The organism is Tumebacillus algifaecis (assembly GCF_002243515.1).
GTDB classification, from domain to species: domain Bacteria; phylum Bacillota; class Bacilli; order Tumebacillales; family Tumebacillaceae; genus Tumebacillus_A; species Tumebacillus_A algifaecis.
Genome location: NZ_CP022657.1, coordinates 3,258,360 through 3,273,112, shown reverse-complemented (window position 1 = coordinate 3,273,112; position 14,753 = coordinate 3,258,360). Strand labels below are relative to the sequence as shown.

The 14,753-nt window shown below is 51.8% G+C and carries 21 protein-coding genes; 11 read left to right on the top strand and 10 right to left on the bottom strand.

Translation table 11 applies throughout. From position 1 onward, the window contains the following. Positions 1 to 21: 21 nt before the first annotated feature. The 5 genes from CIG75_RS14115 to CIG75_RS20780 form a co-directional block, all read right to left on the bottom strand. A complete protein-coding gene (locus tag CIG75_RS14115; RefSeq protein WP_094237222.1) occupies positions 22 to 1,269 on the bottom strand; it encodes a BaiN/RdsA family NAD(P)/FAD-dependent oxidoreductase in 1,248 nt (415 codons plus the stop codon). A 66-nt stretch (positions 1,270 to 1,335) separates the two neighbouring features. After that, positions 1,336 to 1,626, bottom strand: coding sequence for a DUF1292 domain-containing protein (locus CIG75_RS14110; protein ID WP_094237221.1), 291 nt, complete (start codon positions 1,624 to 1,626; stop codon positions 1,336 to 1,338). A gap of 93 nt (positions 1,627 to 1,719) precedes the next feature. Then, positions 1,720 to 2,079, bottom strand: coding sequence for a YlbF/YmcA family competence regulator (locus CIG75_RS14105; RefSeq protein WP_157729563.1), 360 nt, complete (start codon positions 2,077 to 2,079; stop codon positions 1,720 to 1,722). 57 nt (positions 2,080 to 2,136) lie between these two features. Then, positions 2,137 to 2,334, bottom strand: coding sequence for a hypothetical protein (locus CIG75_RS14100; RefSeq protein ID WP_094237219.1), 198 nt, complete (start codon positions 2,332 to 2,334; stop codon positions 2,137 to 2,139). A 73-nt stretch (positions 2,335 to 2,407) separates the two neighbouring features. Beyond that, positions 2,408 to 2,599 (bottom strand): hypothetical protein, encoded by a 192-nt coding sequence (locus CIG75_RS20780; protein ID WP_157729562.1) that lies wholly within the window; start codon positions 2,597 to 2,599, stop codon positions 2,408 to 2,410. A gap of 439 nt (positions 2,600 to 3,038) precedes the next feature. Between CIG75_RS20780 and CIG75_RS14095 the strand changes: the two genes are divergently transcribed. Further along, positions 3,039 to 3,494: a DUF1292 domain-containing protein gene (locus CIG75_RS14095; RefSeq protein ID WP_094237218.1), complete on the top strand. Its 456-nt coding sequence runs from the start codon at positions 3,039 to 3,041 to the stop codon at positions 3,492 to 3,494. Between the two features lie 78 nt (positions 3,495 to 3,572). Here CIG75_RS14095 and CIG75_RS14090 read toward each other — a convergent pair whose 3' ends face one another. Beyond that, positions 3,573 to 3,845: a DUF3055 domain-containing protein gene (locus CIG75_RS14090; RefSeq protein ID WP_094237217.1), complete on the bottom strand. Its 273-nt coding sequence runs from the start codon at positions 3,843 to 3,845 to the stop codon at positions 3,573 to 3,575. A 146-nt stretch (positions 3,846 to 3,991) separates the two neighbouring features. On the opposite strand from CIG75_RS14090, the gene CIG75_RS14085 reads away from it, so the two are divergent. The 6 genes from CIG75_RS14085 to CIG75_RS14060 all read left to right on the top strand — a co-directional run bounded on the left by CIG75_RS14085 (position 3,992) and on the right by CIG75_RS14060 (position 8,147). Continuing rightward, complete coding sequence (locus CIG75_RS14085; protein WP_094237216.1) at positions 3,992 to 4,633, top strand: LON peptidase substrate-binding domain-containing protein; 642 nt, start codon at positions 3,992 to 3,994, stop codon at positions 4,631 to 4,633. 60 nt (positions 4,634 to 4,693) lie between these two features. Beyond that, positions 4,694 to 4,966 carry a hypothetical protein gene (locus tag CIG75_RS14080; RefSeq protein WP_094237215.1) on the top strand — a complete coding sequence of 91 codons (273 nt, stop codon included), beginning with the start codon at positions 4,694 to 4,696 and terminating at the stop codon, positions 4,964 to 4,966. Positions 4,967 to 5,061: 95 nt separating this feature from the next. Then, complete coding sequence (locus CIG75_RS14075; protein ID WP_094237214.1) at positions 5,062 to 5,526, top strand: isochorismatase family protein; 465 nt, start codon at positions 5,062 to 5,064, stop codon at positions 5,524 to 5,526. Positions 5,527 to 5,896: 370 nt separating this feature from the next. Then, a complete protein-coding gene (locus CIG75_RS14070; RefSeq protein ID WP_094237213.1) occupies positions 5,897 to 6,166 on the top strand; it encodes a rhodanese-like domain-containing protein in 270 nt (89 codons plus the stop codon). Between the two features lie 64 nt (positions 6,167 to 6,230). Continuing rightward, complete coding sequence (clpP, locus tag CIG75_RS14065) at positions 6,231 to 6,905, top strand: ATP-dependent Clp endopeptidase proteolytic subunit ClpP (RefSeq protein ID WP_265415037.1); 675 nt, start codon at positions 6,231 to 6,233, stop codon at positions 6,903 to 6,905. Positions 6,906 to 6,971: 66 nt separating this feature from the next. After that, positions 6,972 to 8,147 carry a class I SAM-dependent methyltransferase gene (locus tag CIG75_RS14060; RefSeq protein WP_094237211.1) on the top strand — a complete coding sequence of 392 codons (1,176 nt, stop codon included), beginning with the start codon at positions 6,972 to 6,974 and terminating at the stop codon, positions 8,145 to 8,147. A gap of 192 nt (positions 8,148 to 8,339) precedes the next feature. Here CIG75_RS14060 and CIG75_RS14055 read toward each other — a convergent pair whose 3' ends face one another. Further along, positions 8,340 to 9,182, bottom strand: a complete 843-nt coding sequence (locus CIG75_RS14055) for a DegV family protein (RefSeq protein WP_157729561.1) — start codon at positions 9,180 to 9,182, stop codon at positions 8,340 to 8,342. A gap of 193 nt (positions 9,183 to 9,375) precedes the next feature. Between CIG75_RS14055 and CIG75_RS14050 the strand changes: the two genes are divergently transcribed. From CIG75_RS14050 to CIG75_RS20775, 4 genes are all read left to right on the top strand, one after another. Then, on the top strand, positions 9,376 to 10,398 hold the full coding sequence (locus CIG75_RS14050) for a glyceraldehyde-3-phosphate dehydrogenase (protein ID WP_094237209.1): 1,023 nt from the start codon (positions 9,376 to 9,378) through the stop codon (positions 10,396 to 10,398). A 129-nt stretch (positions 10,399 to 10,527) separates the two neighbouring features. Further along, entirely contained in the window at positions 10,528 to 11,682 is a 1,155-nt protein-coding gene (locus CIG75_RS14045) for a cysteine desulfurase family protein (protein WP_094237208.1), read from the top strand. Between the two features lie 6 nt (positions 11,683 to 11,688). Beyond that, the gene (gene thiI / locus CIG75_RS14040; protein ID WP_094237207.1) at positions 11,689 to 12,882 is read left to right on the top strand and encodes a tRNA uracil 4-sulfurtransferase ThiI; all 1,194 of its coding nucleotides are present in this window, start codon (positions 11,689 to 11,691) and stop codon (positions 12,880 to 12,882) included. A 72-nt stretch (positions 12,883 to 12,954) separates the two neighbouring features. Then, positions 12,955 to 13,098 carry a hypothetical protein gene (locus tag CIG75_RS20775; RefSeq protein WP_157729560.1) on the top strand — a complete coding sequence of 48 codons (144 nt, stop codon included), beginning with the start codon at positions 12,955 to 12,957 and terminating at the stop codon, positions 13,096 to 13,098. 160 nt (positions 13,099 to 13,258) lie between these two features. Here the strand turns inward: CIG75_RS20775 and CIG75_RS14035 are convergent, their stop codons facing one another. From CIG75_RS14035 to CIG75_RS14025, 3 genes are all read right to left on the bottom strand, one after another. Then, a complete protein-coding gene (locus tag CIG75_RS14035; RefSeq protein ID WP_094237206.1) occupies positions 13,259 to 13,453 on the bottom strand; it encodes a DUF896 domain-containing protein in 195 nt (64 codons plus the stop codon). 97 nt (positions 13,454 to 13,550) lie between these two features. Next, a complete protein-coding gene (locus tag CIG75_RS14030) occupies positions 13,551 to 14,006 on the bottom strand; it encodes an N-acetyltransferase (protein ID WP_094237205.1) in 456 nt (151 codons plus the stop codon). Positions 14,007 to 14,119: 113 nt separating this feature from the next. Continuing rightward, the gene (locus tag CIG75_RS14025) at positions 14,120 to 14,539 is read right to left on the bottom strand and encodes a hypothetical protein (protein WP_094237204.1); all 420 of its coding nucleotides are present in this window, start codon (positions 14,537 to 14,539) and stop codon (positions 14,120 to 14,122) included. Between the last annotated feature and the right edge of the window lie 214 nt (positions 14,540 to 14,753).

Below are 14,753 nucleotides of genomic sequence, written 5' to 3'. Positions count from 1 at the left end.
TCCCAAACGGAACAGGACTTTTTAGCATTCTGCAGCACTTTTTCCAGCCACATAACCGGTCGAAAAGGCGACGGTGATGTTGAAGCCACCTGTGTAGCCGTGCAGGTCGAGCACTTCGCCGCAGAAGAACAGGCCAGGCATCAGCTTGGACTGCATGGTGCTTGGCGTCACTTCCTTGAGATGCACGCCGCCGCCGGTGATGAACGCTTCTTCGATCGAGAGCGTACCCGCTGCGTGGATCGGCAGTCCTTTGATCAGCTCTGCCAGATCAGCGAGCGGCTTTTTGGGCAGATTGGCGAAGGTGGTGTCTTCTTGTAGCCCTGCTCTGCTGAGGAAAAGCGGGATCATTCGCTCGGGAAGATAGCCTTTGATCACGTTTTTGAACGCTTTTTTCGGTTCCAGTTCGGCCAGTCTGTGCAGTTCCTTTTGTACCTCATCGAGTGTCTTGTCTGGGAAAAGGTCGAGCAACAGTTGTACCTGATCGGTCCCCTTTTTTAACTCTTTAACAACAAATTGGGAGCAGCGCAGCACGGCAGGGCCGGAGATTCCGAAGTGGGTAAAAATCATGTCGCCTTCATGCACGATGATCTTTTTGCCTTTGGCATTAAGGACGGTGAGCTCGATGTGGCGCAAGGAGAGACCTTGCAGGTCGCGAATCCACGGCTCGCGGGATTTGATCGGCACTTCGGTCGGGTACAGATCGGTGATCGTGTGCCCTGCTTCACGCGCCCAGGCATATCCGTCACCAGTCGAACCGGTCTTGGGCACCGACATACCGCCGACGGCGATGATCACCGCTTTGCTGTCGAACTTTTGTCCACCGCGCAACGTTACGCCGACCGTTTCCCCATTTTCATAGCGAACATGAGCGACAGGCGTATTGGTTTTGATCGTGATGTCCAACTCGTCCATCTTGCGCAACAATGCGTCGAGCACCGATTTGGCTTTGTCCGAGACAGGGAACATCCGGCCCCGGTCCTCTTCTTTCAATTTGATGCCGAGGTCTTCGAAAAAGCGGATGATGTCACGATTGTTGAACACAGAAAACGGCCCGTGCATAAAGCGGCCGTTTCCGGGGATGTGTTTGATCAGTTCGTCGATCTCTTTGTTGTTCGTCACATTGCAGCGGCCGCCGCCAGAAATCAGCAACTTGCGGCCAAGTTTGTCCCCTTTTTCGAGCAACAGCACCTTGGCGCCATGCATGCCGGCGGAGATGGAAGCCATCAGGCCGGATGGTCCGCCGCCGATGACGATGCAATCGTACTTCATGGAATTCCCCTCCAAGGGCGTTTTGAAAAATGAAAAAGCCACTGTCCGAAAACAGTGGCATTTCGATTACTCAGCGTCAGCCATCTTTTCGTAGGCAGCAACGACGCGGTTCCACTCTTGCTCTTCTTCGATGTCGATGAGGTACTCTTCGCCCTCTTCGTCTTCTTCGATACGCATGATAAAGCCATCATCTTCAGTGCCGTCTGCAGCTACGAGGATTGCGTAGTGCTGTTCTTCGACCTGCATGGTTTCAACGATGATAAACTCACGCTCGTTGCCCTCGTCATCGGTCAGGATAACGACTTCTTCGTGCTCGTGGTTGCAGTTTTCGTCATGTACATGGTTATTGTCGGACATGAGGTGATCCCTCTCTTCCTTAGGTAAAAGTCTTGGATAATAATAGCATGCTCGTTTTTCTCCGTCAAATACAGGGAGATTACGCCAAGGTTACTATTCGCCCGATTTTTCCGAGATGGTAGCAGCAATTTTGCCGGTGACCGCTTGGAGCAGTTCGTCCACTTTCCCCATCGCCGCTTTGTAAGCCTGTACTTCTGGGTAGGCGTCCAGTTCGGTCTGCATTTTTCTCATATCTTGGCGCAGGCTGTCAAGATGTGCGCCTTGCGAGTATTCGGCCAGACGGTCGTAGTTTTCTTGCATTTCTTTGAACTTAGCGACCATTGAGGCCAGTTCCTTGTTGTCATTCATCTGCTGTTCGCATTTTTTATAATGATCGACCTCAGGTGTGCGCAGAATCATTTCGCCTAACTCAAACGCTTGGGCCCAGATCTCATTACGGTCGAGTATTGTCATGTAAAACCCTCCTATCTGAAAGAATCCACACCCCATGCTGGGATGTGGATACGATGATTAGTGCTTGTATTGATGATTCGCGTTCAGATGCTTGAACTTCTCATCGCGACGATTGTCGTAAAATTCGGTGATCAGGCCGACGACGATCCCGGCGACAAACGAGAGGCCCAACAGGGCATAGGACTGCGAAATAATCCCAACGACGACCAGAATGAAGCAGATCGCGTAGAAAAAGTATCGATTGAGCATAGACATCGAAACGTCCTCCTTTTCTCCTTTTTCCATTATAGACGAAACCCCACATCTGTCGCAATGTGGGGTGAGCGTTTTAGTCCGTATTGTTGGTAAATCCCCAAGATTCCACGTGACCGTGCGGCCATTCGCTGTCCGCGACGTGCGCCAAAGGCGTGGTGCTTTCCTCGGGCGAGGTGGGCATGTAGATGCCTTCGAGCACATATTTGGCCGTCTCCAGACATCGTCTCGCATTGGACAGCGCATCGGGAAGGCTCGGGTCGCTCATGTAGAACAGGGCGCTATTGATCAGCGTCCGGGTCGATTGCTCGACATTGCCGACTTTGGTTTCATACGTGCGATGGGCGTGTTGTTCGTACTTGATATGTACCCCTCCTTTGCTGGTCGTTGCTAGTTTCTGCTACTTTGTTCAAGAGATATTCACTTGACGTTGGATGATGGTACTTTTATGCTAAAGGGGGTATATGTATAACGCTTCCTTGTAAAGGGTATATGAAAGACTGGAAAGGGGGCGACGCGCGATGATCGGAACGATCTGTGCCGTAGCCGCGGTTTTCGGCTTGCTTTTCATGTGTGCTTCGATTACGAAAGAAAACACCGAAAAGGCAGTGCGAAAACAATACGAATCTTGGGAAAACTAATCCCAACCTCTCAGCAGCAGGGCCGTACAAGCAGCCCTGCTGTTTTTCCCAAAAGGAGGGACACGTTTGGAACACCACAAGTTTCAGTTTATAAAAGGTCGTGAATTCGCGTTTTTCCATGAGGACGTTCACCTGTTGCTGATCGATTTTGAACGCGATGAGAAAAAGGAAATCTTCCGCATCGACGAGCAGAAAGCGGATGGCACATACATATTGGAATATCCGGGCGAACTGTACATCGAGCAGATCAAAGAGCTCATCTCCTCGATCTTCTTCGTGCAGGTCAACGAGGAACACCGCGAAGGGCGCTATGCGATGGGGGCGTATTTTACCTGCCAGCGCAAAGAGTACGCGCTGTTCTATGACCGCGAGAACCTGGAGAACCATGAACTGATCTTCTTCCGCGCCGCTGCGACCGGAACGGGCGATTATGAGCTGTCCAACGTCACCGATCAGGATGAGTATCGGGAAGTGGTGGAGCACATGCAAGAGCGCTACGGACACTTTTTCACGACCGATTAATCGTGGTCAACTCAAAAAGGCATGTCTTCGGAGATCGAGAGACATGCCTTTTCTATGGGCTCAGGTCGGCGAATTCGATTATTGGGGCAGGTTGCCGAGCAGGAACTCCGCCAATTCGTCCGTCTCTTCCTCGTCGGTCAAGCCGAACTGTGCGGCGAGGATGTGGCGCTTATCCTCTTCCAAGTCCTCTTTGTTCAAAATGGCACTGCGGCCCGATTGAATGTTGATGACCAAGCATTTGCCGTAAAAATGTTGGGTCTGGGTGATTGCCAAATCCCAACGATGATTGCCGACAAAGCCGACAAATCGGGTAACTGTCTCTTCTTGTTGGTCATACATGTTGATATACATAGAAGGAACACCTCTTTTCCGTAATAGTTCATGCAAAGTATGTACCCATCAATAGTACGATTTTCAATGTGCTTCTACAAGTCCTGCCAGGCAGGGTTTATAATAGAGGCAATGATCAGTCTTCATTTGGGAAGGGGAATCGGGGGATGTCAACGTTCCAATTACAGCTGTTTCCGCTGCATACGGTGCTGTATCCGCATGGACTTTTGCCGTTGCATATTTTTGAACCTCGTTATCGCACGATGATCGAGATGTGTGTGGAACACGACGTGCCGTTTGGCGTCGTGCAGATCGTTGCGGGCGTCGAGTCGGGCGGACAGGCGACGACGGCAGAAGTGGGCACGGTCGCGAGAATTCAATCGATGACCCGCCTCGAAGACGGGCGGATGTTGATCACGACCAGAGGCGAAGGGCGCTTTAAGATCTTGACCTCCTCCTATGACGGCGAGTGTTTGACAGCTGTCGTCGAACCCTATGAGGATGAGGTGATTGACAGCCTGGCTTTGGCCGCTGCTACGAAAGAGCAGTTCGATCTGCGGGCTTTGTTCGAGCGCTATCACAAACTGCTTTCGATGGCGCTGAAAACCCCCTATGAAAAGATCAATCTACCGAATGATCCGGAATTTTTGTCGTGGATGATTCCGTCTTTTCTACATATCCAAAGCGAGCTAAAACAGGCGGTGCTGCTCAGCAACAACTTGATGAAGCGTCTGGAATTGGTGCATGAACTGCTTGAAGAAGAGACGGAGAAGTTGAGCGAGTTGATCTGGGAAGCGCGCGGGGAGTAACTATGCTATAATAATTTCGGTTAGACGGGAAACGATAGAACACAGGAGGGAAACGTGAACATGGCAGATCCCAAAGCGCAGCTCCTCAAGTTGATTGAATCTATGGATGAATACATTGGGCAAGCGAAAGCCGGCATGAAAAAGAATTATGAGCAGATCGAAGGGATGCGTGCGGAACTGACTGAGCGTGGCTTTGGCGAAGCGCTGGAAGAGGTTGAAGGCGTGGTTGAAATCACGGGCCATCACGGGCAGGCCCTGGGTCGTTTAACGATGGCCGGCATGGTTCGAGGCGAACTGCAGAAGATTCTGGATCAGTTGGAACTGACAAAATAACGTCAAACACTGTCCACAAACACTAATTTACAACCTATCTCTTCTTTGTTACCATAGAAAAGAATATGAACTGGCTGGAAAGGTGAGGGTCGATCATGAAAAAAGCTTTGTTGATCACCGATATTCAATCTGATTTTCTCGGCAACATGGATTACATATATCCGCTTTGTCAGAACTATCTCGACAACTCGGGCGACCAGTATGACCTGATCATCCTGACGCACTGGAAGCACGAGGAGAACCACAACGAAAACACCTTGCTTCTCAAGCATCCGAAAGCTCAAATTGTGGAGAAGCGTGGCTACTCCGCTTACAACGATGAAATGAAAAAGCTGCTGGAAGAGAACAAGATCGAAAATGTTCATCTGGCTGGGATCGACTCCGACATGACCGTTCTGGCGACCATGTACAATCTGCTCGACGCAGGCTACAAAGTACAGGTGCTCGAGCGTCTGCTCGCATCCTTCTCGACTCGCGGCTGGGAATCGACCACCATCATGCGCTTCGTGCTGGGCGAGGAAAACGTGCTGAACACTGGCGGAGGCCGTGTTTGGGTATAATTTTGTTTGGATGAGCCTGCCCGCACTCCTGCTGGGCAGGTTTTTTCTGTCAGGATTAGCTCACTCTCCTCGCGGTAACACTAAGGTCAAATTCGAAGCGAGGTGAGGAACTTGTCTTGGGTCTATTGGGCAGGCTTGTACGACAGCAAGTTTGAGGCCTATTGTGCTGTGATGTGGGTTGAAGGCGACAAACGGATCTATGGACAGCAGCCTCCGCAAGAAGTGGAATTATACCGTACCAATCGTGGCAAATTTGGAGTTCGTTTCAAATAGCGCGTTTAGATGCAGGTGAGTCAGGCGAAACTGAATCTGTAGCTCAAAGCCCGCTTGTGTTGCACAAGGGGCTTTTGTGTGGGAGGAGAAGGTAGTCATGAGTGAGCAAGCAAAGATCATTTTGGACATTCGGGGCGAAGACGAATACATAGCAGGACATATTCCAGGGTCGATCAACATCGGGTTACAAGAGCTTTCCTATGCGCTTAACGATGTGGAACCGGATGATAAAATCTTGCTTGTCTGCCGTACAGGACGCCGCGCTGGGCAAGTAAAGATGTTATTGGAAGAGGAAGGCTATCATAAGGTAGAAGTATTGGCGGGCGGCATCGAAGCATATAAGGGAGAGATAGCAAAAGGGGAGTAAGCAAAAGAGTCAGTTACTTCTTATTTTTGACCAAATTTGACCTTTGTTGACCTTCTGACCGTCTTTGACCTTTGGCCATAAATCGGTATACTTAGTAGTAGTAGCACTACCCAAAAAACGTGAGTATCATAAGGAGGATTTTCAGATGAATCTCGTCCCGTACGTCATTGAACAAACTTCGCGCGGTGAGCGCTCTTACGATATCTACTCGCGCCTGCTCAAAGACCGCATCATTTTCCTCGGCACAGAAGTGAACGACGATGTAGCGAATTCGATCGTCGCACAGCTGTTGTTCTTGGCAGCCGATGATCCGGATAAAGACATCCACCTGTACATCAACTCTCCGGGTGGTTCGATCTCCGCAGGTTTTGCTATTTATGACACGATGCAGTACATCAAGCCGGACGTGTCTACGATCTGCATCGGTATGGCCGCTTCGATGGGCGCCTTCCTGCTCTTGGCTGGTGCAAAAGGCAAGCGGATCGCGCTGCCAAACGCAGAAGTGATGATTCACCAGCCGCTGGGCGGTGCACGTGGTCAGGCGACCGACATCGAGATTGCAGCGAAGCGCATTTTGCATACGCGTGGCAAGATCAACGAGATCATCGCAGAGCGCACTGGACAGACGGTTGAAAAGGTAGCAAGTGACTCCGACCGTGACAAATGGTTCGATGCGCACGAAGCGCTGGAGTACGGCTTGATCGACAAAGTGATCGAAAACATCAACGAAGTGAAATAAGGCAGTTCTGTTTACGGCAGGGGACCCTTCTCCTGCCGTTTTTCAGTTTGAGAGAGAGGGACGCTTGTGACCGAGTTAGGGTTATGGATTCAGCAACAGATCAAACAGGCAGGTCCGCGGACCTTCGCAAAGTTTATGGAGTGGGCGTTGTATCACCCGGACTTAGGCTATTACACGAGTGACAGACGAAAGTTTGGCAAGGCGGGCGATTTTTACACCAGTCCAGGGATCAATCCGGTTTTTGCTGAAGTGTTGGCCGATCAGTTGGCAGAAAAAGCAGCCTTGTTGGGTGGGAAGCCATTTACGTTGATCGAATTTGGTGCGGGTGAAGGGATGCTGGCACGCGACCTGTTGAACCGCTGGCAGTCCACATATCCGACGTTGTATGAACGTGTCGTGTATTTGATCGTGGAGATTTCACCGACACTGAGAGCCGTTCAGCAGGAGCAGACGAGCGCGCACGCGGGCAAGATCATCTGGATGAGCCAAGAGGAAGTGAAGGCTGGTGGGCAGTACTGTGGTGCTGTACTGACCAATGAGTTTGTTGATGCCTTCCCTGTGCATCGTGTTGTGAAGCAGGCTGATGGGCTTGCCGAACTCTATGTGGACTGGAAGGTAACGTCTGACGATCGTGGCGTCGAGGCTTTGCAGGGAGTGCATGAAAAAACTGTGGGTGAGCATCGCGAAGGGGACTGCGGTCATTTTGTGCAGGTATCAGGCGATCTGTCTGAGGAACGGATCGCAACGTATGTGAGCGATTATGCAGGTGGGATGCTGCGCGGACAGGTGACAGAAGTTGGCCTGCCAGGGTTGGATTGGTACCGAGAGGCCGTGGAGCTGCTTGCGTCGGGATGGATCGTGACGATCGATTATGGCTTTGATGCGGAGATGCTACATCATAAAAGTCGGATGGATGGCACATTGCGCGGATTTTATCAGCATACGTTGATCGATGACCCGTTTGCGAACATTGGGGAGCAGGATTTGACGACCGATGTGAACTTTACAGCCTTGCAGGATGTCGGGGCACAGGCTGGATTGGTGACCGAATTCTACGGCGCTCAATCAAAATATCTGCTTCAGGCCGGAATCTTGCAGCGTTTGCGGGATGTGACAAGCGCCGACCTGCTTCGCGACCCCGATATGAAGCGCAATCGAGCGATCAAGCAGTTGATCATGCCAGGTGGAATCGGTGATCATTTTAAAGTGCTGGTGCAATCGCGCAACGCCCCTGTGCTATAATGGACAGGAATGGCGAGTAAAGGAGTGAAGGCCAGTGTTCTTGAGACGATTATCGATCGCGCTGTTCGTTTTCTGCGCGTTGTTTTTGGCCTTGGGCCTTTGGTTTATGAAAAGTGGCAACATGGTGGGTGGTTGAGAAAATCAGAAAAGCCACGGAGTTCCTTTTGACAGGAACCGTGGCTTTTTTATCGATTAGGAGCGGGCTACATAGAACAGTCCGGTCGTGCCGATGCCGACATGGGCGCCAATGACGCCAGAAATTTCAATGATCACTGTGTTGGTGATGCCGAGCTCATGCAGCACACCTTGTAGTTCTACCGCCTGTTCAGGAGCCGCGACATGGCCGATACCAAACAGCAACTCCGGCTCAGGTTGGTGCTCTTCAACGAAACGCAGGATAGTGGCCAGCGCGTTTTTCTTGCCGCGCACCTTGTCATACTGTTGCACGACCCCTGCGGTGTCGAGCATCAGGATCGGCTTGATCGAAAGCAACGACCCGAACAGGAAGGCCAGATTGTTGATGCGGCCGGACTTGCGCAGATTTTCCAGGGTGGCGACCGAAAAGACAAGCTTGAAACGGCGGCGCAAGTCTTGCAAGCGCAACGTGATTTCTTCTGCCGTCCTCCCGTCTCGTGCCATCTTGGCTGCTTCAAGTGCCAGCAAACCTTGACCGAACGATGCGTTCAACGAGTCGTAGATCGTCACGCGGTTCGGATCGGTGACCATGTCACGTCCGATGCGGGCCGACTGCACGGTACCGGACAGTGTGGAGGCGAGGCCTACGTAATAAACGTCATCTCCTGCATCCAAGATCTTTTGGAAGCGATCCCGCATCAGAGCTGGGCTGGGTTGCGAGGTGGTCGGCAAAACTTTGGATTCGGCCATTTTAATATAAAATTCTTCTTTGCTGATTTCGATGCCGTCAGCGTATGCTTTTCCATCGAAGATCACATTAAGAGGAACCGTGTCGATCCCAAATTCTGCGATCATCGAAGAAGTAAGATCTGAAGTGCTGTCCGTAACGATTCGGAGCATAAACAAACCGCCTTCCATTCCACAGATTTTTCAATTATAACATAGAACTAGGTATTGAGACTAGGTCTTGAAAAGAATGTAATTGTGACATACTTTTTCGCAAATTAGACGAATATAGTGTGGATTATTGGCGGCTTGTTGTGTAAAATAGGGTAGAACCTGACGCAACAGACTGCTGGGGAGGTACTTATATATGTCTATCAAACTTGCAATTAACGGTTTTGGCCGTATTGGACGCATGGTATTCCGTGCTGCTGCACTCGATTCGCAAATCGAAATCGTAGCCATCAACGCAACCCACGATGTGAAAGCGCTTGCGCATCTTTTGAAATATGATTCCGTGCAGGGCAAATTTAATGCAGAGATCGAGACGACCGATGACAGCATCATCGTGAACGGCCGTGAGACGAAAATTGTCGGCGACCGCAATCCGTTAAATCTGCCGTGGAAGGAACTGGGTGTGGACATCGTCATCGAAGCGACAGGCAAATTCCGCTCGAAAGAAACGGCTGGCCAGCACATCACAGCAGGCGCTAAGAAAGTGATCATCACCGCACCGGGCAAAGATGAAGACGTGACGATCGTCATGGGTGTCAATGAGGATGCGTATGACCATGATCAGCATGATGTGATCTCCAACGCGTCTTGCACCACCAACTGCCTCGCTCCGGTTGCGAAAGTTCTGCACGACAAGTTTACGATCCTGAACGGTCTGATGACGACGATTCACTCCTACACCAACGATCAAAACAACCTCGACAACCCGCACAAAGATCTGCGCCGTGCCCGCGCTTGCGCACAGTCGATCATCCCGACTTCGACCGGGGCAGCGAAAGCGGTCGGCTTGGTGTTGCCCGACTTGCAAGGCAAATTGAACGGCTTTTCGATGCGTGTTCCGACTCCGAACGTTTCGGTGGTTGACCTCGTTGCCAACCTCGCGCAAGATGTTACGGTTGATGATGTGAACGCCGCGCTGAAAGAAGCGGCAGACGGCCCGCTCAAAGGCATCCTTGGCTTTACTGACGAACCGCTCGTATCGATCGACTTTGTTGGCGATGCGCGCTCTTCGATCGTCGATGGTCTGTCCACGATGGTTGTTGGCGAGAAGACGGTTAAAGTTATCGCATGGTATGACAACGAGTGGGGTTACTCCGAGCGCGTGGTCGATCTGGCTCGCCTTGTCGGTAAGAAACTTACAGAAAAAGTATCCTGCTAACCGATCCAAAGGGAATTTGACAATTAGAGTCGCCATGAGGCGGCTCTTTTTGTATAATGAGGAGCGATGCATCAGGGAATTATAGTAGAACTATGGGCTGGCAGTGCCCCGAGAGGTGGGGTGTAGAAGATGAAACGGGAGATTTATCTCGATAACAGCGCGACCACCAAACCGTATCCGGAAGTGATCGAGGCGATGGTTGCGATGATGGAAAGCAACTATGGTAATCCGTCATCCTTACATAAAAAAGGTCTGCTCGCCGAGAAGGAAGTGGACAAAGCCAGAGAGCGTCTGGCCAAAGCGCTTGCGGTCAAGAAAAGCGAGATCGTGTTCACCTCAAGCGGCACAGAGGCGAATCATCTTGCCTTGTTTGGCGCAGCAGAGCAATATGCTTCGCGCGGGAAGCACATCATCACCACCGGGATTGAGCATCCCTGCGTCTATGATGCGGCACAGGAGTTAGCAGCTCGCGGCTGGAAAGTGACGTTTGTCGGAGCCGGTCGTGATGGCTTGATCGATGTGGACGAGGTGATAGCCGCGTGGCGTGAAGACACCGTGTTGGTTTCGGTGATGTATGTGAACAATGAAACGGGCGCGCTGCAGCCGATTCGCGAGATCGGTGCGTTTCTGAAAGAGAAGCACAAGACGCTGTTTCACGTCGATGCGGTCCAGGCGTTGGGCAAGCTGCCATTGAAGATCAAGGACGCGGGGATCGACTTGCTCGCCGTTTCTGCGCATAAGATCCACGGACCTAAAGGGGTTGGGGCGCTTTACGTGCGCGAAGGCTTGAAGCTGACCCCGATGTTTTACGGCGGCGGTCAGGAAAAGGGGCTGCGCTCCGGTACGGAAAATGTGCCAGGGATCGTCGGATTTGGCGTCGCTGTGGAGCGGACGATGCGGGAGATGCCGCAAGCGATGGCAGAGCTAAAGAAACTGCGTGATACAATCATCGAACAGATCGTAGCGCAGATTCCTAACGTGCGGATCAATACGCCGCAGGAGGCAGCCCCGCATGTGGTCAACGTGTCATTCGAAGGGGTGCGCGGCGAAGTGCTCGTGCATGCGCTGGAAACGCACGGGGTGTTCGTCTCGACCGGGTCGGCTTGTTCTTCCAAAGATAAGATATACTCTCGTGTGCTGAAAGTGATGGGGTTGCCAGAGAAACAGTTGGAGGGCGCGGTGCGAATTTCGCTCGATGCTGCGACAACCCGCGAAGATGTGGATGCGCTGCTGGCAGCTTTGAAGTCCAGTGTTGAAGATTTGCGACTGTTTTCACGGAGGTAGGTCAAGATGTATACAACGTTTATCGTTCGCATGGGCGGTGAAATTGCCATCAAGGGTAAGAACCGCCCGCAATTTGAGAAAGCATTGCTGGAAAACATGCGCCTGTCTGTCAAAGGGATGGGTGTGAAGATCGCCAGAACGGGCGGTCGCATCGAAGTAAATGTAGGAGAGGCAGACCCGCAAGAAGTGGCGGAGCAGTTGACGCAGGTGATGGGCGTCTCATCGATCTCTCCGGTGGCCGAAGCGGAACTGGACATGGAGCAGATCAAACAGACCGCGCTGCGCGTTGTGCGTGACGCATTGGAGAAACGGCAAACTCCGGTCACATTTAAAGTCGAGGCACGCCGCGCCAACAAGCTGTTTCCGTTGGAATCGCCGCAGATTATGAAAGAAGTGGGTCGCTACGTGCTCTCCAACACCGGCCCGGACCTGTTAAAGGTCGATGTTCGCAAACCGGAACTGACGCTGACCGTTGAAGTGCGCGAGACGAAGGCGTATGTGATGTGCGATGTGATTGACGGGCCAGGCGGTCTGCCGGTCGGCACGTCGGGACGGGTCATGCTCCTGCTCTCAGGCGGCATCGATTCCCCGGTGGCCGGATGGCTGGCGATGAAGCGTGGAGCGACGGTGGAGGCGATCCATTTCCATTCGTTCCCGTTTACCAGTGAGCGTTCGCAAGAGAAGGTGAACGACCTCGCGAAGATCCTTGCCAAACACGGCGCGCGCGTTCGACTACACAATGTGCATTTTACGGAGATTCAGAAGGCGATTCGTCAGCATTGCCCGGAGGAATACTCGATCACGATCATGCGCCGCTTTATGATGCGTATCGCTGAGAAACTGGCCCATAAGCGCAAGGCTTTGGCACTGGTCACTGGAGAATCGCTCGGGCAGGTGGCAAGTCAGACGCTGGAGAGCATGTACACGATCAACCATGTGACGAACATGCCGATCCTGCGTCCGCTGGTGGCGATGGACAAGCGCGACATCATGGAGATCGCCAAGAAGATCGGCACGTACGAGACTTCGATTTTACCGTATGAGGATTGCTGCACGATCTTTACGCCGAAAAATCCGAAGACTCGTCCGAAACTCCATGAAGCGGAGCGAGCGGAGGAACTGCTCGATGTGGAGGCGTTGGTCGCCGAAGCGTTGGAGAAAACGGAGTCGGTTTTGTATACGCGAGCTGAGAGTTTGTAAGTTCACATAGCACCGTTTGTCCTCGGACACACTATTCCCAGAACACCATTTTGTTGGGAGGAGCGTGAGACGGTGGCTAGGAAAGTGATACGTATGCTTCGTGTCGTCTCGACGATCGCGGGGATCGTGGCGGGCGTGATGGAACTGAGAGACATGTATTACCGCCGCAAACAGATGTGGTATGTGTTGCGTCGATTGGTACGTCAGGTTGGGTAAAAGGTACCACCTCTTCAAGATGCGAAGAGGTGGTTTTTTGCGTGGTACATCGCGTGTGGAATCGTGCTGCTGTGACTTCGAAATCGGGAGCACCGCAAGCGGTGGGGGCGTGAAAAGAGTAGAAAGGGCGCCGATGATTGATCGGCGCCCTTAATGCGAGTTAGTGTTTTGGCGAGGGGTCGTCTTCATCGACAATCTCGATCGCATCGAGTTGGTTGCGGAAGCTTTGTCGGAACACGGAGAGGTACTCTTCGCGTAACGCTTGTTGTTCCTTCGTTTCTTCCGGAGTCAGCGTGCCTGCTTTCTTCTTGCGGGCCAGCACGTTGATTCGTTCGATTTTATCAGGGGTCAGCATCTGCTGCCTCCTTTCTAACAGGACAGAAATATCAACAGTAAGTGTACAAGAAAAAGAACTGGGCGTCAAAAGGTGCACGCCCAGTCGATCATGTGGTTTACGCTTCTGGATGCCAGACGTACGGGTTCTCTCCACGGTCGCGAACCGGGTCGTATTTGACCGGCTTAAACCCGAGTTGGAGGAAGAAGTCTTGTGCGCCTAGTCTGACGTTCGTTTTGATCGGTAGACCTTGCGTCTTGGCATGTTGGACCATTTGGGCGCCGTAGCCTTTGCCTTTATATCCGGGCAATACCTCTAGCTTCATCAGCTCGTGGTAGGTGGTGGGCGGTTCGAAGTAACGGTCATATTTTTCATTGATCTGATACAGGCTCATGCGGGCAACCAGTTTGCCCTCTTCATAGATCCCGTAAAATGGCGAATCGGTGTGGTCTTCGACCAGGTCTGCTTTTAAATCCTCCAACATCGACAGCTCTTCCAAGCCGTTTTCACGGAATTTCCGAAATTCCTCAAGGGTCTTGTAATTGATCTGCAGCTTTTGCACATGCGGCGTCATGGCTGTCCCTCCCTTCAGCATTTTGAGAACGCAGCCTCTTTCTTGTATTATATCGGAAAGGAAGAAACATTTGCCACTTTTTGTTCGTCAAACCAAGGGAAAGGCAGAACAGTTCAAGCGACGCGAAGGGTCAAGAAAGCACTGATGATCTCGCTGAGATGAGCGCTTGGATTGTCATGCAGGCAAAAGTGTTCATGACTCGACGGGGCTGGAAACTCTTGACCGTCAGTAGTAACGAGTAGAGTTGGAATCTCGAAAGCATCAGGGAGGCTTGGGCGTTGCGGATTGAGCAGTAACAACGCCGAGATGCGAGTGGGCAAGACGGCCGCGATTTCCAATGCTACCGAGCAGTCCGTGTCAGAGGCGGCGAGGACCACCTGTTCCCAGACGAGCGTGTCCAGGATCTCGAGTGCTTCGGCCGCTGATCCGATGGTGAGCAGAGCGGCTGCAAAAACTGAGGTCGGTGCAGATGCGATTTCTGTGAGGAGCTGTGAGGCAGCGTTTTTTTGCAGAATGATCATGTGTTTGTACATCTTAGAGATTCCTCCGTTCCTAGCAAGTGGTTTACGAGATTGATATGCAGGGCAGGAACGGTTTATGCTAGGGCCGACTACGCGCAAGGTAACAATTCTGTTACAATCTAGTGCTTTGCGACTTTCGATTGGAAAGTCGGTATAGAATAGTAGCAACTTCACCCGCATAATCCACGATCTTGTTACGTATAACGTATATGATGACCAGAGATGA

What these genes read in the sequence shown, in the direction of transcription:
- CIG75_RS14115 (WP_094237222.1), bottom strand. Translation starts at nt 1,269, where the DNA reads ATGAAGTACGATTGCATCGTCATCGGCGGCGGACCATCCGGCCTGATG.
- CIG75_RS14110 (WP_094237221.1), bottom strand. Translation starts at nt 1,626, where the DNA reads ATGTCCGACAATAACCATGTACATGACGAAAACTGCAACCACGAGCAC.
- CIG75_RS14105 (WP_157729563.1), bottom strand. Translation starts at nt 2,079, where the DNA reads ATGACAATACTCGACCGTAATGAGATCTGGGCCCAAGCGTTTGAGTTA.
- CIG75_RS14100 (WP_094237219.1), bottom strand. Translation starts at nt 2,334, where the DNA reads ATGTCTATGCTCAATCGATACTTTTTCTACGCGATCTGCTTCATTCTG.
- CIG75_RS20780 (WP_157729562.1), bottom strand. Translation starts at nt 2,599, where the DNA reads ATGAGCGACCCGAGCCTTCCCGATGCGCTGTCCAATGCGAGACGATGT.
- CIG75_RS14090 (WP_094237217.1), bottom strand. Translation starts at nt 3,845, where the DNA reads ATGTATATCAACATGTATGACCAACAAGAAGAGACAGTTACCCGATTT.
- CIG75_RS14085 (WP_094237216.1), top strand. Translation starts at nt 3,992, where the DNA reads ATGTCAACGTTCCAATTACAGCTGTTTCCGCTGCATACGGTGCTGTAT.
- CIG75_RS14080 (WP_094237215.1), top strand. Translation starts at nt 4,694, where the DNA reads ATGGCAGATCCCAAAGCGCAGCTCCTCAAGTTGATTGAATCTATGGAT.
- CIG75_RS14075 (WP_094237214.1), top strand. Translation starts at nt 5,062, where the DNA reads ATGAAAAAAGCTTTGTTGATCACCGATATTCAATCTGATTTTCTCGGC.
- CIG75_RS14070 (WP_094237213.1), top strand. Translation starts at nt 5,897, where the DNA reads ATGAGTGAGCAAGCAAAGATCATTTTGGACATTCGGGGCGAAGACGAA.
- CIG75_RS14055 (WP_157729561.1), bottom strand. Translation starts at nt 9,182, where the DNA reads ATGCTCCGAATCGTTACGGACAGCACTTCAGATCTTACTTCTTCGATG.
- CIG75_RS14050 (WP_094237209.1), top strand. Translation starts at nt 9,376, where the DNA reads ATGTCTATCAAACTTGCAATTAACGGTTTTGGCCGTATTGGACGCATG.
- CIG75_RS14045 (WP_094237208.1), top strand. Translation starts at nt 10,528, where the DNA reads ATGAAACGGGAGATTTATCTCGATAACAGCGCGACCACCAAACCGTAT.
- thiI (WP_094237207.1), top strand. Translation starts at nt 11,689, where the DNA reads ATGTATACAACGTTTATCGTTCGCATGGGCGGTGAAATTGCCATCAAG.
- CIG75_RS14035 (WP_094237206.1), bottom strand. Translation starts at nt 13,453, where the DNA reads ATGCTGACCCCTGATAAAATCGAACGAATCAACGTGCTGGCCCGCAAG.
- CIG75_RS14030 (WP_094237205.1), bottom strand. Translation starts at nt 14,006, where the DNA reads ATGACGCCGCATGTGCAAAAGCTGCAGATCAATTACAAGACCCTTGAG.
- CIG75_RS14025 (WP_094237204.1), bottom strand. Translation starts at nt 14,539, where the DNA reads ATGTACAAACACATGATCATTCTGCAAAAAAACGCTGCCTCACAGCTC.